This window comes from Nocardioides sp. Root1257 (assembly GCF_001425175.1).
Lineage (GTDB): Bacteria > Actinomycetota > Actinomycetes > Propionibacteriales > Nocardioidaceae > Nocardioides.
The window spans coordinates 180,334-200,000 of sequence record NZ_LMDV01000013.1; the positions used below are offsets into that span (position 1 = coordinate 180,334).

The 19,667-nt window shown below is 68.5% G+C and carries 14 protein-coding genes and 3 rRNA genes (1 of these 17 running past the window's edge); 8 read left to right on the forward strand and 9 right to left on the reverse strand.

Features of this window, described 5'->3' with window-relative positions:
* Positions 1-73 precede the first annotated feature (73 nt).
* On the reverse strand, positions 74-514 hold the full coding sequence (locus tag ASC77_RS23925) for a DUF3052 domain-containing protein (RefSeq protein WP_056159127.1): 441 nt from the start codon (positions 512-514) through the stop codon (positions 74-76).
* Positions 515-737: 223 nt separating this feature from the next.
* Here ASC77_RS23925 and aceE point away from each other — a divergent pair, with 223 nt between their 5' ends.
* Positions 738-3,470 (forward strand): pyruvate dehydrogenase (acetyl-transferring), homodimeric type, encoded by a 2,733-nt coding sequence (aceE, locus tag ASC77_RS23930; protein WP_235547935.1) that lies wholly within the window; start codon positions 738-740, stop codon positions 3,468-3,470.
* Positions 3,471-3,636: 166 nt separating this feature from the next.
* On the opposite strand, the gene ASC77_RS23935 is transcribed toward aceE, so the two are convergent.
* Positions 3,637-4,584, reverse strand: coding sequence for an alpha/beta hydrolase (locus tag ASC77_RS23935; RefSeq protein ID WP_056159132.1), 948 nt, complete (start codon positions 4,582-4,584; stop codon positions 3,637-3,639).
* Positions 4,585-4,742: 158 nt separating this feature from the next.
* On the opposite strand from ASC77_RS23935, the gene ASC77_RS23940 reads away from it, so the two are divergent.
* The 7 genes from ASC77_RS23940 (at position 4,743) to ASC77_RS23970 (ending at position 11,854) form a co-directional block, all read left to right on the forward strand.
* Positions 4,743-5,945 (forward strand): PucR family transcriptional regulator, encoded by a 1,203-nt coding sequence (locus ASC77_RS23940; RefSeq protein WP_056159137.1) that lies wholly within the window; start codon positions 4,743-4,745, stop codon positions 5,943-5,945.
* Between the two features lie 109 nt (positions 5,946-6,054).
* Positions 6,055-7,239 (forward strand): acyltransferase domain-containing protein, encoded by a 1,185-nt coding sequence (locus tag ASC77_RS23945; protein ID WP_056159140.1) that lies wholly within the window; start codon positions 6,055-6,057, stop codon positions 7,237-7,239.
* Positions 7,239-8,240, forward strand: coding sequence for a beta-ketoacyl-ACP synthase III (locus ASC77_RS23950; RefSeq protein WP_056159142.1), 1,002 nt, complete (start codon positions 7,239-7,241; stop codon positions 8,238-8,240). Before ASC77_RS23945 ends, ASC77_RS23950 begins: the two co-directional genes overlap by 1 nt.
* Before the next feature lie 36 nt (positions 8,241-8,276).
* Positions 8,277-8,525 carry an acyl carrier protein gene (locus ASC77_RS23955; RefSeq protein WP_082575284.1) on the forward strand — a complete coding sequence of 83 codons (249 nt, stop codon included), beginning with the start codon at positions 8,277-8,279 and terminating at the stop codon, positions 8,523-8,525.
* Between the two features lie 66 nt (positions 8,526-8,591).
* A complete protein-coding gene (locus ASC77_RS23960; RefSeq protein ID WP_056159143.1) occupies positions 8,592-9,854 on the forward strand; it encodes a beta-ketoacyl-[acyl-carrier-protein] synthase family protein in 1,263 nt (420 codons plus the stop codon).
* The gene (locus ASC77_RS23965; RefSeq protein WP_056159146.1) at positions 9,854-11,293 is read left to right on the forward strand and encodes an acyl-CoA carboxylase subunit beta; all 1,440 of its coding nucleotides are present in this window, start codon (positions 9,854-9,856) and stop codon (positions 11,291-11,293) included. The genes ASC77_RS23960 and ASC77_RS23965 overlap by 1 nt, the downstream gene beginning before the upstream one ends.
* Positions 11,294-11,350: 57 nt before the next feature.
* A complete protein-coding gene (locus ASC77_RS23970; RefSeq protein WP_056159150.1) occupies positions 11,351-11,854 on the forward strand; it encodes a hypothetical protein in 504 nt (167 codons plus the stop codon).
* A 10-nt stretch (positions 11,855-11,864) separates the two neighbouring features.
* On the opposite strand, the gene ASC77_RS23975 is transcribed toward ASC77_RS23970, so the two are convergent.
* The 7 genes from ASC77_RS23975 to ASC77_RS24005 all read right to left on the reverse strand — a co-directional run.
* Positions 11,865-12,398 (reverse strand): DUF3145 domain-containing protein, encoded by a 534-nt coding sequence (locus ASC77_RS23975; RefSeq protein WP_056159153.1) that lies wholly within the window; start codon positions 12,396-12,398, stop codon positions 11,865-11,867.
* 111 nt (positions 12,399-12,509) lie between these two features.
* Positions 12,510-13,439 (reverse strand): alpha/beta fold hydrolase, encoded by a 930-nt coding sequence (locus tag ASC77_RS23980; RefSeq protein ID WP_056159156.1) that lies wholly within the window; start codon positions 13,437-13,439, stop codon positions 12,510-12,512.
* A 31-nt stretch (positions 13,440-13,470) separates the two neighbouring features.
* Positions 13,471-14,274: a PP2C family protein-serine/threonine phosphatase gene (locus tag ASC77_RS23985; RefSeq protein WP_056159158.1), complete on the reverse strand. Its 804-nt coding sequence runs from the start codon at positions 14,272-14,274 to the stop codon at positions 13,471-13,473.
* Between the two features lie 56 nt (positions 14,275-14,330).
* Entirely contained in the window at positions 14,331-15,305 is a 975-nt protein-coding gene (locus ASC77_RS23990; protein ID WP_056159162.1) for a hypothetical protein, read from the reverse strand.
* 180 nt (positions 15,306-15,485) lie between these two features.
* Positions 15,486-15,602: ribosomal RNA gene (gene rrf, locus ASC77_RS23995) — 5S ribosomal RNA — on the reverse strand.
* 141 nt (positions 15,603-15,743) lie between these two features.
* Positions 15,744-18,888, reverse strand: a 23S ribosomal RNA gene (locus ASC77_RS24000).
* A gap of 562 nt (positions 18,889-19,450) precedes the next feature.
* Positions 19,451-19,667: ribosomal RNA gene (locus ASC77_RS24005) — 16S ribosomal RNA — on the reverse strand; it runs 1,308 nt beyond the window's last position.
* Together the 16S, 23S and 5S rRNA genes form the textbook arrangement of a ribosomal RNA operon.

Below are 19,667 nucleotides of genomic sequence, written 5' to 3' on the forward strand. Positions count from 1 at the left end.
AGGTCCCAACGACACCGGGCCGGAAACGTCCCGGAGCCGTGACCGACGCTACGCCGCCGCGCTCAGCCGGCCGTCACGCAGGGGTCTTGGGGGCGACCAGGCGGGTCGCGGACCAGTCCTTGCTGACCGCGGCGGTCGTCGTCTGCGACAGCCCGGCGATCGGAGCGGCCTCGGCGATGTCCGCCGGGTCGACCGCGTTGGGACGGCCCACCTTGGGGGTCAGCAGCCAGATCGCGCCACCGCCCACGAGGTCCGTGAGCGCGTCGACCAGGCCGTCGACGAGGTCGCCGTCCTCGTCGCGCCACCAGAGCAGCACGGCATCCACGACGTTGCCGTAGTCGGCGTCGACGAGGTCGGCGTCGATGCGGTCCTCGATCGAGACCCGGAGCTCGTCGTCGGTGTCGGTGTCCCAGCCGAGCTCCTGCACCACCAGGCCCGGCTTGAAGCCGAGCCGGTCGGCCGGAGTGGAGTCAGGGTCGGTCTGGGTGGACCCACCACCCGGGGTCGAGCTCAACGGACGCCTCCGATCAGATCGTGCGCGACACGGTGCCGCGACGCTAGAAGTGGGGAGTAGTCCACCGGAGTTCACCCGGGCGCGCAACCCGTGTCCGTCACCGTGACCTGATCGTGGACGTACTGGTGGGTAAATTTCGCCCCGTGGGAGCGAGTGCAAGGATGAGCGGGTGACCGAAGAAATCACCCCCACTTCCGGCACGGACACCAAGCGGAGCGGCACGATCCCGACCGTCATCCACGAAGGCCTGCCCACCCAGCTGCCCGACATCGACCCGGACGAGACCAACGACTGGCTCGACTCGTTCGACTCCATGGTCGACGAGCGAGGCCGCGAGCGTGCCCGCTACGTCATGCTCCGTCTCCTGGAGCGCGCCCGTGAGATGCAGGTCGGGGTGCCCGCACTGCGGAGCACCGACTACATCAACACGATCCCGCCCGAGCGCGAGCCGTGGTTCCCCGGTGACGAGGAGGCCGAGCGCCGGATCCGGGCGTTCATCCGGTGGAACGCCGCCGTCATGGTCTCCAGCGCCAACCGCAAGGGTCTCGAGGTCGGCGGCCACATCGCGACGTACCAGTCGTCGGCGAGCCTGTACGAGGTCGGCTTCAACCACTTCTTCCGCGGCAAGGACCACCCCGGCGGCGGGGACCAGATCTACATCCAGGGCCACGCCTCCCCCGGCATCTACGCCCGCGCCTTCCTCGAGGGCCGACTGACCGAGGAGCAGCTCTACCGGTTCCGCCAGGAGGTCCAGCACGGGCCGCACGCCGGCCTCTCGTCGTACCCCCACCCGCGCCTGATGCCGGAGTTCTGGGAGTTCCCGACGGTCTCGATGGGCCTGACCGGCATCAACTCGATCTACCAGGCGCGCTTCAACCGCTACCTGGCCAACCGGGGCATCAAGGACACCGCCGACCAGCGTGTGTGGGCCTTCCTCGGTGACGGCGAGATGGCCGAGCCCGAGTCGCTCGGCGCCATCCGGATCGCCGCCCGCGAGGAGCTCGACAACCTCACCTGGGTCATCAACTGCAACCTCCAGCAGCTCGACGGCCCGGTCACCGGCAACGGCAAGATCATCCAGGAGCTCGAGGCCAACTTCCGGGGCGCGGGCTGGAACGTCATCAAGGTCGTCTGGGGCCAGGGCTGGGACCCGCTCCTCGCCCGCGACGTCGACGGCGTGCTCGTCAACAAGATGAACACGACGCCCGACGGCGCGTTCCAGACCTACTCCACCGAGGACGGCGCCTACGTGCGCGAGAGCTTCTTCGGCGGCGACCCGCGGCTGCGCAAGATGGTCGAGCACATGACCGACCAGCAGATCGAGAAGCTGCCGCGCGGCGGCCACGACTACCGCAAGGTCTACGCCGCTTTCGACTCCGCGACCAAGCACGTCGGCCAGCCGACCGTGATCCTCGCGAAGACGATCAAGGGCTGGACGATCGACGCGCTGGAGGGCAAGAACGCCACCCACCAGATGAAGAAGCTGACCCAGGACGACCTGAAGAAGTTCCGGGACCGCCTCTACCTGCCGATCTCCGACCGCGACCTCGAGCGCTCCTACGAGGAGACCGGCGGCGCGCCGTTCTTCCACCCGGGCGCCAACGCACCGGAGATCGAGTACATGCTCGACCGCCGCAAGCAGCTCGGCGGCTCGCTGCCGAAGCGGGTGCTGCGGGCCAAGCCGCTCCAGCTCCCGGGCGACGGCATGTACGCCGAGCTCAAGAAGGGCGGCGGCAAGAACGCGATCGCCACCACGATGGCCGTCGTCCGGCTGCTCCGCGACTGGATGAAGGACCCCGAGATCGGCAAGCGCCTGGTCCCGATCGCGCCGGACGAGTACCGGACCTTCGGCATGGACGCCATGTTCCCGAGCGCGAAGGTCTACAACCCGGCCGGACAGCAGTACGAGTCGGTCGACCGCAATATGTTGCTCTCCTACAAGGAGTCGGCGCAGGGCCAGATGCTCCACGAGGGCATCTCCGAGGCCGGCGCGATGGCCTCGGCGACGGCCGCCGGCTCGGCGTACTCCACGCATGGCGAGCACATGATCCCGTTCTACATCTTCTACTCGATGTTCGGGTTCCAGCGCACCGGCGACTCCGTCTGGGCGATGGCCGACCAGATCGCGCGCGGCTTCCTCATCGGTGCCACCGCCGGCCGCACCACGCTCACCGGCGAGGGCCTGCAGCACGCCGACGGCCACTCGCCGCTGCTCGCGGCGACGAACCCCGCGGTCGTGCACTACGACCCGGCGTTCGCCTACGAGGTCAGCCACATCATGCAGAGCGGCCTCGAGCGGATGTACGGCGAGAACGCCGAGGACGTCATCTTCTACGTGACCGTCTACAACGAGCCGGTGGCTCAGCCGGCCGAGCCGGAGGACGTCGACGCGGAGGGCATCCTCAAGGGCATCCACCACGTCTCGTCCGGAGAGGTCGAGGGACCCCAGGTCCAGCTGCTCGCCTCGGGCGTCGGCTTCCCGTGGGTGAAGGAGGCGCAGCGGATCCTCGCCGAGGAGTGGGGCGTGCGCGCCGACACCTGGTCGGTCACCTCGTGGAACGAGCTGGCCCGCGACGCCGTCGCGGCCGAGGAGTGGAACCTGCTGCACCCGGGCGAGAGCCCGCGGACGCCGTACATCACCGACAAGCTGCAGGCGATCAGCGGTCCGGTCGTGGCCGTGTCGGACTACATGCGCGCCGTACCGCTGCAGATCGCGCGCTGGGTCCCCGGTGACTACCGGGTCCTCGGCGCCGACGGCTTCGGCTTCGCCGACACCCGTCCGGCCGCCCGGCGCTACTTCCACATCGACGCCCAGTCGGTGGTCGTGCAGACGCTCCAGGCGCTCGCGGACGCCGGTCAGATCGACCGGTCCAAGGTCGAGGAGGCCTTCGCCCGCTACCGGATCGACGACCCGACGGCCGTCGCCGGCGTGAAGCAGGAGGGTGGAGACGCCTGACGAAGGAAGGCGGCTCCACGATGGTGGTCGAGCAAGCGGCGCGACTGAGCCTGCGAAGTCGCGACCCGCGTGTCGAGACCCGGTGAGACGAAGTAGGGCGGTGACCGATGCGGTCACCGCCCTACGCACGCTCGGGGGTCTCGACAGGCTCGACCACCGGTGAAGCTCAGCTCGACAGCTCAGCCACCGCGCGCAGCGGTGCCGGAGCCGACTCGCCGCCGTCCTTGAGCAGGGCGCGGAACCGGGCACGGGAGTACTTCGCTGGCTCGGTCGAGCGGATGAAGTCGTGCACGATCCGGCTGAAGCGGTAGGGGTGGTCCTTGTGCGGGAAGTGCCCCGCGTCCGGGATCACCTCGACCCGGGCGTTCGGCGCGACCCGGGCGGCCTGCGAGGCGTGCCGCACCGGGATCACCCGGTCGTCGCGGCCCCACACCACCCACATCGGCATCTCCTCGGTGAGGTAGGCCCGGTCGACCATGGTGACGATCTGGCCACGCCAGTCGACGACGGCACGTACGACGTGGCGGATGGCGTGCCGGGCGCGGGGGTCCTTGAAGGTGTCGAACACCTCGGCGACCTCGTCGAAGTCACGGGTCGCCTTCCAGCCGAGCGCGGACAGGGTGCGTAGCCCGGCGACCCCCAGGTGCCGCAGGCCGGGCAGGGTGAGCACGCCCATCACCTCGTGGAAGCCCGGGGTGGTGATGGCGCGGATGGCCGGCGTCACCTCGGGGCCGAGGCCCCCGGAGGAGACGAGCATCAGCCGCTCGGTGCGCTCGGGGAACTGGTAGGCGAACTGCATCGCCACGCCGCCGCCGAAGCTGTGCCCGATCACGGTGACCTTGTCGATCCCCAGCACGGTCAGCAGGTCCCGCATGCCGTTGGCGTAGCCGCCCACGCTGTAGTCGGCGCGAGGCTTGTCCGACTGGCCGTGACCGAGCAGGTCCGGGGCGATGACCGTGTAGCGCCTGCTCAGCGACTCGATGACCGTGTCCCAGGTGGTGTGGTCGCACCCGAGTCCGTGAAGCAGCAGCACGACCGGGCCGGACCCCGCGCGCACGTAGGCGCGGCGGTGTCCGTGGATGGTCACGAACTGGACGTCGTAGCGGTCAGCCACGCGCTCTCCCCTGCTGGACGACTCCGGATGACGGGGCAAGTGGCGATTCAATCAGACGCAGAGACGGTCTCGGGGACCGATCCCCTTGATTTACCGGGGTTTTACACCGACCTCCCCTCGTCGGGCGCACGTGGCGTCGAGTGCAATAGCCTCGCGGGGTGGCCCCCCGTCCGACCAAGAGCGCAGCCTCGACGCCCCACGAGCGCGCCGCCGAGGCGCTCCAGCGAGCGACCGGCGCGCTCGCCACGGCGGCGACCGCGCGGATGGACCAGGACATGCCCTGGTTCAGCGCCCTGAGCGCGGAGGACCGGTCCTTCGTGTCGAGCATCGTGCAGGCCGGCATCCGGGGGTTCGTCGACTGGTACCGCCTGGCCGGAGACCAGCCCGCCCCGGCCGGCGGTGAGATGGTCGCGTCCGTCTTCGGCGTCGCCCCCCGCGCCCTGGCAGGGGTGATCAACCTCCAGCAGACCGTCGACCTGGTCCGGCTCTCCATCGAGGTCGTCGAGGCCAACATCGAGGAGCTGCTCGACCCCGCCGACGCCGCCGACATCGGTGCCGCCGTGCTCCGCTACGCCCGCGAGGTCGCGTTCGCGACGGCCGAGGTCTACGCGCGGGCGGCCGAGGTCCGCGGCGCGTGGGACGCCCGGCTCGAGGCGCTCGTGGTCGACGCCGTGCTCCGGTCCGACCCCGACGAGGCCCTGCTCTCCCGGGCCAGTGCGCTGGGCTGGGCCGGCCGGGGCGACGTCGCCGTCGTGCTCGGCAGCGCGAGCGTCCAGCGCCGGGAGAGCGAGAGCTTCGAGGAGGTACGCCGGGCCGCGCGGGCCGGCGGCATGGATGCGCTCTGCGCCGTCCAGGGTGACCGGCTGGTCATCGTCCTGGGCGGCGTCGACGACTCGCGCGCAGCCGCGGCCGCCGTGGTCGACCAGTTCGGTCCCGGCCCGGTCGTGGTCGGGCCGGTCGCCGACGACCTCGGGCAGGCGCACGTCTCCGCGCGGGCCGCGCTCGCGGCCCACCGGGCCGCGCCCGGCTGGCCCGGGGCGCCCCGACCCGTGCGCAGCGCGGACCTGCTCCCCGAGCGCGCCCTGGCGGGCGACGGCCACGCCCGGCGCCACCTCGTCGAGGAGATCTACCTCCCGCTCCTGAACGCGCGCGGCACCCTGATCGAGACGATCTCGTCGTACTTCCAGCAGGGCTCGTCGATCGAGGCCACCGCCCGCGACCTGTTCGTGCACCCGAACACGGTCCGCTACCGGCTCCGGCAGGTCGCCGAGCTGACCGGCTTCTCCCCGACCGACCCCCGCGAGGCGCTCACCCTCGAGATCGCCCTGGTGCTCGGCCGGCTGTCCGGACGGACGTCCTAGCGACCCGCCGTACCACACCACTGTTTGTAGGAACCATACAAAGACTCGCGGGCCGTTTTCGTGCGGGCCATAGGCGAGGTTCCGGCCCGGTCCACGGCAGAGTGGAGGTGTGCTCGTCGTCGTCGCTCCCGGCCAAGGGGCCCAGTCCCCCGGTTTCCTCCAGCCCTGGCTCGAGGACCCGAGATTCGCCTCCCGCTTCGACTGGCTCTCCACCGTGGCCGGTCTCGACCTCGCCCACTACGGCACCGAGGCCGACGCCGACACGATCCGCCAGACCGAGATCGCGCAGCCGCTGCTCGTCGCGACCGGCCTGGTCGCGGTGCTGGAGGTCTTCCCGCACCCCTCCGACGCCTTCGAGCAGGTCGGCGCCGTCGCGGGCCACAGCGTCGGCGAGATCGCGGCCGCCACCGGCGCCCGCGTCATCACCGCCGAGCAGGCGATGGTCCTGGTCCGCGAGCGAGGTCGGGCGATGGCGGAGGCCGCCGGGGTGACCCCGACCGGCATGACCGCCGTGCTCGGCGGCGACCGCGAGGAGGTCCTCGCCGCGATCGACAAGCACGGCCTGACGGCCGCCAACGACAACGGGCCCGGCCAGATCGTCGCCGCCGGCACGCTCGAGCAGCTCGCCGCCTTCGCCGACGAGCCGCCCACGAAGGCGCGGCTGATGCCGCTGAGCGTCGCCGGCGCCTTCCACACGCGCCACATGGAGCCGGCGGTCGGCCACCTGGCCGGCCTGGCCCGCTCGGTCTCGGTCCACGACCCGCGCACCCGCGTCATCTCCAACCGCGACGGCAAGGTCATCCACGACGGCCGCGAGGTCCTCGCCCGGATCGTCGGGCAGATCGCCAGCCCGGTCCGCTGGGACCTCTGCCTGGAGACCATGGAGGACCTCGGCGTCACCGGCATCCTCGAGATGCCGCCGGCGGGCACTCTCACCGGGATCGCCAAGCGGGCCCTGAAGGGCGTCGAGACGTTCGCCCTCAAGACCCCCGACCAGCTCGACGCGGCCCGCGAGTTCTGCGCCAAGCACGGCGAGTCCTCCGGCATGAACACGACGCCGACCTGGCGGATGGTCGTCTCCCCCGCCAAGGGCACGTTCCACATCTCGGCCGAGGCCGAGGCGCTCGAGGTGCTGCCGGCCGGCGCCACCATCGGCGAGGTCGCCAGCCTGCGCGACCGCACGACGATCACGGCTGCCCACGGCGGCGAGATCGTCGAGTGGCTCGTCCACGACGGCGACCTGGTCTCGCCCGGCCAGCCGCTGATCCGCCTGCACCCCCAGGGAGGCTACTGATGGTCGCCATCCAGCCGGCGCCGGGCATCGAGCACACCGCGATCCTCGGCATCGGGGCCTACCGCCCGAAGCGCGTCGTCCCGAATGCCGAGGTCATCGAGGCGATCGACTCGAGTGACGAGTGGATCCAGCAGCGCTCCGGGATCAAGCAGCGCCGCTTCGCCTCCCCCGAGGAGACGATCCAGATGATGTCGGTCGCGGCCTCGCGAGATGCCCTCGAGGCCGCGGGGATCGACGCACGCCAGATCGACTGCGTCGTCGTCGCCACCGTCAGCCACATGATGCAGACCCCGGCGATCGCCACGGCGATCGCCTTCGAGCTCGGCACCGACCAGGCAGCGGCGTTCGACATCTCGGCAGCGTGCGCGGGCTTCTGCCACGGCATCTCGCTGGCCAACGACATGATCCGCGGCGGCAGCGCCCAGCACGTGCTCGTGATCGGCGTCGAGCGACTCACCGACATCCTCGACCGGAAGGACCGCGGCACCGCGTTCATCTTCGCCGACGGTGCGGGCGCCGCGGTCGTCGGCCCGAGCGACACCCCCGGCATCGGCCCGGTCGTGTGGGGCTCCGACGGCGAGCAGTTCGACCTGATCCGCCAGCGCGAGGACTGGCGCGACGTGGTCGCGTCCGAGCGCCCCGAGATCCCGCCGCTCACCATGCAGGGCAACGCCGTCTTCCGCTGGGCGTCGTACCAGATGGCGAAGACCGGCCGGCAGGCCCTCGACCGCGCCGGGGTCAGCATCGACGACCTCGACGTCTTCGTGCCGCACCAGGCCAACATGCGCATCACCGACGCCATGGCGCGGGCGATGAAGCTCCCCGAACGGGTCAAGATCGCCCGCGACATCGCCGACCAGGGCAACACCTCGGCCGCGTCGATCCCGCTCGCCCTCCACCGGATGATCCAGGAGGGTGAGGCCCGCAGCGGCGACACGGCCCTCCTGATCGCCTTCGGTGCCGGCCTCGCGTACGCCGCGCAGGTCGTCACCGTCCCCTGAACGCACCACCCAACCCCACATGAGAGAAGGAACTGCCTGATGGCCACCACCGAAGAGATCCGCGCCGACCTCGCCGAGATCGTCAACGAGGTCGCCGGCATCGACGCCGACGACGTCCAGCTCGACAAGTCGTTCGTGGACGACCTGGACGTGGACTCGCTGTCCATGGTCGAGGTCGTCGTCGCGGCCGAGGAGAAGTTCGGCGTCTCGATCCCCGACGACGAGGTCAAGAACCTCAAGACCGTCGGTGACGCCGTCGCCTTCATCGAGCGCGCGCAGGCCTGATCCACCCCCCTTCGAGACGGTTGCAGCGCAACCTCCTCAGGGACCGAGTCTTCACAGAGGAGCACCATGTCGAAGCGAGTCGTCGTCACCGGTCTCGGGACCACCTCCCCCGTCGGGGGTGACGTGGCAAGCACCTGGGACGCCCTGCTCAACGGGCGTTCCGGGGTCCGCTACCTCACCGACGAGTGGGCCGAGGAGATGCCGGTCAAGATCGCCGGTCGCATCGCCGTGGAGCCCTCGGAGGTCCTGGAGCGGGTCAAGGCCCGCCGCCTGGACCGCTCTTCGCAGTTCGCCATGGTGGCCGCCATGGAGGCCTGGGCGGACGCCGGGCTGGTCGCTCTGCAGGAGTCGGGCGACATCGACAGGGAACGGCTCGGTGTCTGCATGGCCTCGGGCATCGGCGGCGTGACCACGCTGCTGGACAACTACGACACGCTGAAGGAGAAGGGCCCCCGCCGGGTCTCTCCCCTCGCCGTGCCGATGCTGATGCCCAACGCGCCGGCAGCGCAGATCAGCCTCTACGTCGGGGCGCGCGCGGCGGTCATCACGCCGGTCTCGGCGTGCGCGTCCGGCAACGAGGCCATCGCTCACGCGATCGACCAGATCCGGCTGGGCCGGGCCGACGTCGTGGTCGCGGGCGGCACCGAGGCGGCGATCCACCCGCTGCCGATGGCGGCCTTCGCCAACATGATGGCGCTGTCCAAGACCGCGAGCGGCGAGGGCGGCGGCGACCCGACCGCCGTGTCCCGCCCCTGGGACACCGCGCGCGACGGCTTCGTCCTCGGCGAGGGCGCCGGCGTCCTGGTGCTGGAGTCCGAGGAGCACGCGAAGGCCCGCGGTGCGCGGATCTACGCGACGGTCCTCGGCGCCGGCATCACCGCCGACTCCCACGACATCGCGCAGCCCGACCCGGAGGGCCGCGGTGGCTCCCGCGCGATCCTCGCGGCGCTGCGCGAGGCCGACATCGACCCCGGCACCATCGCCCACGTCAACGCCCACGCGACCTCGACCCCGCAGGGCGACATCGCCGAGGGCCTGATGCTGCACGCGACGCTCGGTGCGCACGCCACCGACGTCGTCGTGACCAGCACGAAGTCGATGACCGGCCACCTGCTCGGCGGCGCCGGTGCCCTCGAGGCGGTTGCCACCGTCATGGCCCTCCACGACCGGGTCTCGCCACCGACGATCAACCTCGACGACCAGGACCCGCAGGTCGAGCTCGACATCGCCACGAAGGCACGCGACCTGCCGAGCGGTGACATCGCCGCCCTCAACAACTCCTTCGGCTTCGGCGGCGCCAACGTCGCCGTGATCTTCGGGAGCATCTGATGACCGCGACGGCCACGCCGAGCGCCAAGCCCGCGAAGCTCCCCCGCGAGGAGGACCCGCGCAACCCGGTGCACCGGCTGACCGCGCTCTTCGACGAGGGCAGCCTCGAGCTGATCACCCCCGACGACGACTCGGGCATGCTCGCCGCGGTCGGCACCGTCGACGGCGCCCGCGCCGTCGCGTTCTGCTCCGACGCCACCGTCATGGGCGGCGCGATGGGCGACCTGGGCTGCCGGGTCGTCGTCGACGCCTACCACCGCGCGCTCACCGACCAGGTGCCGATCATCGGCCTCTGGCACTCCGGCGGGGCCCGCCTCGCCGAGGGCGTGCTCTCGCTGCACGCCGTCGGCCGGATCTTCCAGGTGATGACCCAGGCCTCCGGCAAGATCCCGCAGATCTCCGTGGTGCTCGGCCCTGCGGCCGGCGGCGCGGCGTACGGACCGGCGCTCACCGACGTCGTGATCCTCGGCCCCGAGGGCCGCATCTTCGTGACCGGCCCCGACGTGGTCCGCTCGGTCACGGGTGAGGACGTCGACATGCTCCGCCTCGGCGGACCCGAGCCGCACGGGCGGCGCTCCGGCGTGGTCCACATCCTCGCCGACTCCGAGCGGGACGCCCTCGACCGGGCGCGCGACGTCGCGTCGCTGCTCGGCGACCAGGGCAGCCTCGCCTTCGCGGACATCGAGGACCGCGACCTCGAGGCGCTGCTGCCCGAGTCCAAGAAGCGCGCGTACGACGTGCACCCCCTCGTCGAGTCGATCCTCGACGAGGGCACGACCCAGGAGCTGCACGCCCGCTGGGCACCCAACATCGTCACCGCGCTGGGCCGCTTCGGCGGTCGCACGGTCGGCGTGGTCGCCAACAATCCGCTGCGGCTGGGCGGCTGTCTCGACTCGCTGTCCGCCGAGAAGGCCTCCCGCTTCGTGCGGATGTGCGACGCGTTCGGCGTCCCGCTGATCGTCGTCGTCGACGTGCCCGGCTACCTGCCCGGCGTCGGTCAGGAGTGGGACGGCGTGGTCCGCCGCGGCGCGAAGCTCCTGCACGCGTTCGGCGAGTGCGTGGTCCCCCGCGTCACCCTCGTGACCCGCAAGACGTACGGCGGCGCCTACATCGCCATGAACTCGCGCTCGCTCGGGGCCACCCGGGTCTTCGCCTGGCCGGGCGCGGAGGTCGCGGTCATGGGCGCGGTCGCCGCGATCCGGATCCTGCACCGGCGCCGGCTGGCCGAGGTCTCCCCCGACATCCGTCCCCAGGTCGAGGCCGAGCTGGCGGCCGAGCACGAGCGGATCGCCGGCGGCGTGGACAAGGCGGTCGAGATCGGCGTGGTCGACGAGGTCGTCTCGCCGAGCCGGACCCGGTCGGCGCTGGCCGAGGCGATCGAGGCCGCGGTGCAGTCCGGCGGGGTCCACCGAGGCGCCCACGGCAACATCCCACTCTGACCCACTCTGACCCGACCGTCCCGTAACCCTGGGACGGGGTCTCCCGTTGGACCCTCTATGACCGGGGTCACACGCATCACCGCCGTCCTGGCGGGCGCCGGGCTCGGGCTCGGGCTCCTGGTGGCACCCGCGACCGCCGCCTCGACTCCTACCGACCCGGTGACGAGCCTGCTGGGCGCCCTGGTGGGGCAGTCACCGCCCCCGGACGGCGGCCAGCCGGCACCGCGCGAGCGCTCCAGCTACGGCCGCACGAGCGCGCCCGACGGCACGCTGCGCAGCGGGTGCCACAACTACCGCTACGGCTACCGGCTCCAGCCGCCGACCGGCGACTGGACCCTCGAGACGTTCCTCCGCGACCGGACCGGCGAGGGCATCGCGTCCGGCGTGTTCATCTCGGACTCCGACCCGCGGGCGCAGCACAGCCACTTCCGCTTCTGCCGCTACTCCACGCGACCCGGCCGGTTCACCATCCGGGCGCTGATGCACTGGTACGGCCCCACCGGAGCCGACCACCAGGTCTGGCTCGAGCCGTCCCACTTCCGGCTCAGCCGGCCCCGCTGAGCCTCTGGTCTCAGACCACCTGGTGCAGCCAGCGCACCGGGGCGCCGTCGCCGGCGTGCCGGAAGGTCTCGAGCTCGTCGTCCCACGGCTTGCCGAGCAGCTTGTCGATCTCGACGAGGAGCGTGGTGTCGCCGAGGGCGGCCTTCACGACCGCGGCCTTGAGCCGGTCCTCGGGGATCATGATGTCGCCGTGTAGGCCGGTGACCGCGTGGAAGACGCCGAGCTCGGGCGTGTACGAGTAGCGCGAGCCCTCGGAGGACGCGGTCGCCTCCTCGGTGATCTCGAAGCGCAGCTGGTTCCAGCCGCGCAGCGCCGACGCTACGGCCGCCGCCGACCCGGTCGCCCCGGACCAGGAGAGCTCGGCCCGGTAGGCGCCGGGCTGGGCGGCCTGTGGCGTCCAGTCCAGGCTCACGGGCATGCCGAGGACACCGCTGACGGCCCACTCGATGTGCGGGCACAGCGCGGACGGCGCTGAGTGGACGTACAGGACGCCCCTCGTCGCAGTGCGGGTTGCAGTGCTAGCGGTCACCGGGTCCTCCTTCATCTCCGGCGCGAGATGCGCCTTCCCCAGCGGTCTCCCGGAGATGAATGAGGTGAGTGACACGCATGTAGTTGTGGGACCTATTGTGGCCCATGGGGCGGGAGAACACCAGTGTTAGCGACCGCGTGCCCGCGTCGGGGCCGTACGCCGCGGCCCGAGCTCCATGAGCGACGCCAGCACCTGCTCCGCGATCCCCAGCCCGCCGAGGTGGCTCTCGCCGTCGATGGCGGACAGCTGGGCGTCCGGAAGCCGGTCGACGACGTGCTGACCGTGCCGGAACGGCACGATGTGGTCGTCGTCCCCGTGCCACCACCGCACCGGCACCGACACGTCGGCGAGCTCGAAGCCCCAGTGCCGGGTGAAGAGGATCAGGTCGTTGATGGGCGCCGAGGTCTGGAAGCGGCTGCCGTTGAGCAGGTCGTCGAGGAACATCGCCTTGAACTCCGGGCGGGACAGCAGGTTCTTGTCCCCCGGCGGCTGGAGCGCGGCGTACAGGTCGAGCGCCGGGCCGGCCAGCGGCCGGGCCAGGCGGATCGTCTGGGTCAGCGCCACCGACAGCGGCACCCGCGCGACCGTGAGCAGCGGCGCGAGCTGGACCGCGAGCTGGACGATGCCGCCGTCCGCGGCGTCGGGGCCGCGGGTCGGTGCCACGCCACCGAGCACGCCCACCCCGTGCACGCGCTCGGGCAGGGCCGCGCCGGCCGCCAGGGCGTACGGGCCGCCGCCGGACAGGCCGATCACGCGGACCGTGTCGATCGCCAGCGTCTCGAGCACCAGCTCGAGGTCGCGGGTCCAGTCGAGGACGTCCGGGTAGAGGTGCGAGGTCGACGAGCCGATCCCCGGCCGGTCCAGCCCGATCAGCCGCAGGCCGTGGCGCTCGGCGTACGCGCGGGCCTCCAGCGGGATCTGCCGACGCGCACCTGGGGTGCCGTGCATCCACACGATCGCCGGCCCTCGACGCGATCCGTACTCGGCGAAGCTGAGGCGACGATCGTCGCGTACGGCGACGCTGCCCTCGAGCGCGGGGCGCTTCACGTCGCTCATGCCGGCGAGTCTGCCACGCGGCGACCCGGACTCAGCGGGCGACGTGGACCGAGCCGGGGTCCACGATGTTCTGCACGTCCCGCAGCGCCCCGAGGAGACGCCCGTCCCCGACGACGAGTGGGCCGTCGACGACGTCGAGGACGACCGCGGTGATGTTGTCCTTGCCGCCGGCGAGCAGCGCCGACTGGGTCAGCACGGCGGCCGCCGAGTGCGGGTCGGACAGCCGCAGCACCTCGGCGATCCGCTCGTCGCGCACCAGGTCGGACAGACCGTCACTGCACAGGAGCAGGCGGTCGCCGGGCCGGACCTCCAGCTCGGTGACGTCGAAGGCCTGGTCGGGACCACCGTCGAGCGAGCGCAGCACGACGTTGCTCCACGGGTGGCCGAACCGCTCTGCGGGGTCGAGCTGGCCGCTGTCGACGAGGTGCTGGACGTAGGTGTGGTCCTGGGAGATCTGGTGTATCGCCCCGTCGCGCACCAGGTAGGCGCGGCTGTCCCCGACGTGCCCGAGGACGACACGCGACCCGTCGGTGACGAGGGCGGTCAGCGTCGTCGCCATCCCGGCCAGCTCGTCGTCCGCGGCGACGCCGGCCCGCAGGCTCGCGTGGGCGTCCTGGACCGCGTCGACCAGCACCGCGGCGGGGTCGTCGCCGAACCGGGCAAGTGCCGTGGCGGCCACGACGTACGCCGCCGTCGCGGACGCGACCTCGCCGGCGGCAGCGCCTCCGACGCCGTCGGCGACGACCGCCACGTAGGGACCGTGGAAGGCGGAGTCCTCGTTGTGAGGCCGGATCCGTCCGACGTCACTGACTCCAGCACCCGAGAACCGCAACATGGCTTCCTCCTCGCGCGCGATCGGGTCGATCCTGCCCGGACCCGCCTGGAGGAAACCTAGCCGAGCTTCTTCTCCAGCGCCTCTGCTCGCTCCGCCGCGTCGGTCAGCTCGTCGGAGTCGATCGAGTAGGTGCGGTGGAACCACGCAAGCGCGTCCTGGTCCCGGCCCGCGGCCACCAGGGTGTCGGCGTAGGCGTAGCGCAGCCGGACCACCCATGCCGCCCGGCTCTTCGACATGAGGGGGGCGAGCTCGAGCGTCCGCAGCGCCGCGTCCATCTGACCCAGGTCGCGACGGGCGCCGGCCTCGACGATCGTCATCTCGGCCTTCGCCTCGGGCCCGAAGTTGGCAACGCCCGGGCTCTTCGCCAGCTTCAGCGCCTCCTGGGGCTTGCCCAGGGCGCGGTGGCAGTCCGCCATGATCGGCAGGTACGCCGTGGCGCCGTTCATCCGCTTGGCGGCGCGCAGCTCGGCCAGCGCCTCGGCGTAGTGGCCGGCGGCGTACGCCGTCTCGCCCGTCGCCTCGCGGACGACCGCGATGCGCGATGCACGAGCGCGCGCGGCCATCGCGTGCTGGTAGGCCAGCTCCGGGTTGCTGTCGACGAGCATCCCGGCCATCACCAGGTGTCGCGCGACGCGGTTGGCCAGCTTCTCGGGCAGGCCCTTCAGCTGGGCGGCGATGCTGTGGTCGAGCTCGGCACCGGTGACCTCCGAGGGGAGGTCCGGGCCGTCGTAGACGGCCTGGTCGGCGGTGCGCACCGGCTTCTCGCGACCCGCGCCGCCTCGAGGAGCCGACGTCCGACCGCCGCTGCTGCGCGACGAGCCCTTGCCCGGAGCCCGACGCTCGTCCGACGGCGACCACTTGGTGGAGCGCTCGTTGGACTTGGCGGACCTGTCGCGGTTGCCGCCGCCGGCAGGCTTCCCGCCCGACCTCGGCTTGCCACCGGACGACGGCTTGCCGCTCGACGGGGGCTTGCCGCCACCTCGGCGGGGTCCGTCACCTGACGGGCGCTGGGTGCGACGCTGCTCGGCCACGACTGTCTGCTCCTGGGTTGTTCGAAAGGGGCTGAAATGAGTAGAGGCCACCTTACAAAAGGTGGCCTCTACTGAGTGTATGTCCGGCGGCGTCCTACTCTCCCACAACCTCTCGGTTGCAGTACCATCGGCGCTGAAAGGCTTAACTTCCGGGTTCGGGATGGGACCGGGTGTTTCNATGTCCGGCGGCGTCCTACTCTCCCACAACCTCTCGGTTGCAGTACCATCGGCGCTGAAAGGCTTAACTTCCGGGTTCGGGATGGGACCGGGTGTTTCCCTTTCGCTATGGCCGCCGTAACTCTTGCGGTCCACACCAGTCCCGGGTTGTTCACGGGTGGTGTGTTCCAAGCTCGTTGTTCAGTTAGACATACATGTGTGGTGTGTCTGGATTCGTGGACGCGAGTGTCTGCAGGTTTGACAGTTTTTGTTGAGGGTTTGTGTGACAAGCCCTCGGCCTATTAGTACCGGTCGGCTGGGCATTGCTGCTGTACACCTCCGGCCTATCAACCCAGTGTTCTGCTGGGGGCCTTACCCGGTTACCCGGTGGGAAACCTCATCTTGAAACGTGCTTCCCGCTTAGATGCATTCAGCGGTTATCACTTCCGAACGTAGCCAACCAGCCGTGCCCCTGGCGGGACAACTGGCACACCAGAGGTTCGTCCATCCCGGTCCTCTCGTACTAGGGACAGCCTTTCTCAAGTTTCCTGCGCGCGCGGCGGATAGGGACCGAACTGTCTCACGACGTTCTAAACCCAGCTCGCGTGCCGCTTTAATGGGCGAACAGCCCAACCCTTGGGACCTACTCCAGCCCCAGGATGCGACGAGCCGACATCGAGGTGCCAAACCATCCCGTCGATATGGACTCTTGGGGAAGATCAGCCTGTTATCCCCGGGGTACCTTTTATCCGTTGAGCGACGTCGCTTCCACATGCCGACGCCGGATCACTAGTTCCGACTTTCGTCCCTGCTCGACATGTCTGTCTCACAGTCAAGCTCCCTTGTGCACTTACACTCGAAACCTGATTGCCAACCAGGCTGAGGGAACCTTTGAGCGCCTCCGTTACATTTTAGGAGGCAACCGCCCCAGTTAAACTACCCATCAGGCACTGTCCCTGAACCAGATAATGGTCCTAGGTTAGACATCTAGTACGACCAGAGTGGTATTTCAACGTTGACTCCACCCCAACTGGCGTCGAGGTTTCACAGTCTCCCACCTATCCTACACAAGCCGAACCAAACACCAATACCAAACTATAGTAAAGGTCCCGGGGTCTTTCCGTCCTGCCGCGCGTAACGAGCATCTTTACTCGTAGTGCAATTTCGCCGAGTCCATGGTTGAGACAGCGCCCAAGTCGTTACTCCATTCGTGCAGGTCGGAACTTACCCGACAAGGAATTTCGCTACCTTAGGATGGTTATAGTTACCACCGCCGTTTACTGGGGCTTAAGTTCTCAGCTTCGACACCAAAGTGTCTTACCGGTCCCCTTAACCTTCCAGCACCGGGCAGGAGTCAGTCCGTATACATCGTCTTACAACTTCGCACGGACCTGTGTTTTTAGTAAACAGTCGCTTGGGCCTGGTCTCTGCGGCCTTCAACGCTTCCCCCAGCAAGTGGGTTCACGTATCCGGCCCCCCTTCTCCCGAAGTTACGGGGGCATTTTGCCGAGTTCCTTAACCATGGTTCTCTCGATCGCCTTAGTATTCTCTACCTGATCACCTGAGTCGGTTTGGGGTACGGGCGGCGCGTAGCTCGCTAGAGGTTTTTCTCGACAGCATAGGATCACCCACTTCACCCATCAGGGCTCGGCATCACATCTCAGGGTCGTGATCAAACACAACGGTCCGGATTTGCCTAGACCGTCCCCTACCTGCTTACCCGTAGACAACCATCGCTACGGTTGGGCTACCTTCCTGCGTCACCCCATCGCTTGACTACTACCGGATCGGGTCCCACGCTCCGCTCAACCGCCTCACCCCGAAGGGATCGGTCAGCTGAGTTTCGGGTGGTTAGCATCACCGGGTTCGTCATGGGCGCTACTTTGCCGGTACGGGAATATCAACCCGTTGTCCATCGACTACGCCTGTCGGCCTCGCCTTAGGTCCCGACTTACCCAGGGCAGATTAGCTTGACCCTGGAACCCTTGATCATTCGGCGCACGGGTTTCTCACCCGTGATTCGCTACTCATGCCTGCATTCTCACTCGTGTCGCGTCCACCCCTGGATCACTCCGAGGCTTCACTCGCGACACGACGCTCCCCTACCCATCCACACACCTGGACCACATTCGTGGCCGAGTTAACGCATGAATGCCATAGCTTCGGCGGATGACTTGAGCCCCGCTACATTGTCGGCGCGGAATCACTTGACCAGTGAGCTATTACGCACTCTTTCAAGGGTGGCTGCTTCCAAGCCAACCTCCTGGTTGTCACTGCGACTCCACATCCTTTTCCACTTAGTCACCGCTTAGGGGCCTTAGCTGATGGTCTGGGCTGTTTCCCTCTCGACAATGGAGCTTATCCCCCACTGTCTCACTGCTGCGCTCTCACTTACCGGCATTCGGAGTTTGGCTAACGTCAGTAACCTGGTAGGGCCCATCGGCTATCCAGTGCTCTACCTCCGGCAAGAAACACGCAACGCTGCACCTAAATGCATTTCGGGGAGAACCAGCTATCACGAAGTTTGATTGGCCTTTCACCCCTATCCACAGGTCATCCCCTCAGTTTTCAACCTAAGTGGGTTCGGTCCTCCACGCGGTCTTACCCGCGCTTCAACCTGCCCATGGATAGATCACTTCGCTTCGGGTCTTGAGCGTGCTACTCAAACGCCCTATTAGGACTCGCTTTCGCTACGGCTTCCCCACACGGGTTAACCTCGCAACACACCGCAAACTCGCAGGCTCATTCTTCAAAAGGCACGCCATCACCCCAACACCCCCATTGCAAAGAGGGAGGCAGCCGGGCTCTGACGGATTGTAGGCACACGGTTTCAGGTACTATTTCACTCCCCGCCAGGGGTACTTTTCACCTTTCCCTCACGGTACTTGTCCGCTATCGGTCATCAAGGAGTATTTAGGCTTAACGGGTGGTCCCGCCAGATTCACACGGAATTTCAGGGGTTCCGTGTTACTTGGGATACCACTCAACAGAGCTGGCCTTACACTTACGGGGCTATCACCCTCTACGGCGCCACTTTCCAATGGACTTCAACTTCAACCAGCTTTTCTTACTGTTCTCCAGGCCGGCAGACCCAGACGAGTGGTCCCACAACCCCCTACCTGCAACCCCTGCCGGGTATCACACAGATAAGGTTTAGCCTCTTCCGATTTCGCTCGCCACTACTCTCGGAATCACTGTTGTTTTCTCTTCCTACGGGTACTGAGATGTTTCACTTCCCCGCGTTCCCTCCACACGCCCTATATATTCAGGCGCGGGTAACACGACATGACTCGTGCTGGGTTCCCCCATTCGGACACCCCCGGATCACAGCTCGGTTGCCAACTCCCCAGGGCTTATCGCAGGCTCCTACGTCCTTCATCGGCTCTTGATGCCAAGGCATCCACCATGTGCCCTTCATAGCTTGTCGCACAAACACTCAACAAAAACTACAAAGATACAGAACAACGACGACCCCTCTGTTTACAGCACCCAACCCCGATGGACTCACCAGGACCAGACGCAGAGATCGCCGTCAAAACATCGCAACAGCGTCCACCCCAACCCCCACCCACACGGGGCACGGCCTGGGATGCCTACAAGCTGCTGCGAAGATGCTCGCGTCCACTATCCAGTTCACAAGAAACACACCCACCCGAGCCGACCACCACGACCCCACCCACCAACGGGCAAGGCCACACGCGGCGATCCGGTCCCGGAGGGCCAGAGAAGCTCTGCCTGACGGCTGATGCCTCAGGACTCAACAGTGTGCCAACCCCGACCCCACGACCCATCCCTCCAGGTTCCACACCCACCACCCTGCACGCAGGGAGGCTGCTCAAAGAGCTGGGTAGTACTGAGAAGAGACGGCCCACAGGACCGAAGCATCATCGACGATTCCACTAGTGAACACCACCAATGCCAACCACACACTCCGCCAAAGACGGAGAGACCGGACGGTCAGGTGGTCGTGCGGGGCGTGTGCTCCTTAGAAAGGAGGTGATCCAGCCGCACCTTCCGGTACGGCTACCTTGTTACGACTTCGTCCCAATCGCCAGCCCCACCTTCGACGGCTCCTTCCACAAGGGTTAGGCCACCGGCTTCGGGTGTTGCCGACTTTCGTGACGTGACGGGCGGTGTGTACAAGGCCCGGGAACGTATTCACCGCAGCGTTGCTGATCTGCGATTACTAGCGACTCCGACTTCATG

Coding starts and splice junctions, on each gene's coding strand:
- ASC77_RS23985 (WP_056159158.1), bottom strand. CDS start 14,274: ATGTTGCGGTTCTCGGGTGCTGGAGTCAGTGACGTCGGACGGATCCGG.
- ASC77_RS23970 (WP_056159150.1), top strand. CDS start 11,351: ATGACCGGGGTCACACGCATCACCGCCGTCCTGGCGGGCGCCGGGCTC.
- ASC77_RS23965 (WP_056159146.1), top strand. CDS start 9,854: ATGACCGCGACGGCCACGCCGAGCGCCAAGCCCGCGAAGCTCCCCCGC.
- ASC77_RS23980 (WP_056159156.1), bottom strand. CDS start 13,439: ATGAGCGACGTGAAGCGCCCCGCGCTCGAGGGCAGCGTCGCCGTACGC.
- ASC77_RS23975 (WP_056159153.1), bottom strand. CDS start 12,398: ATGAAGGAGGACCCGGTGACCGCTAGCACTGCAACCCGCACTGCGACG.
- ASC77_RS23950 (WP_056159142.1), top strand. CDS start 7,239: ATGGTCGCCATCCAGCCGGCGCCGGGCATCGAGCACACCGCGATCCTC.
- ASC77_RS23960 (WP_056159143.1), top strand. CDS start 8,592: ATGTCGAAGCGAGTCGTCGTCACCGGTCTCGGGACCACCTCCCCCGTC.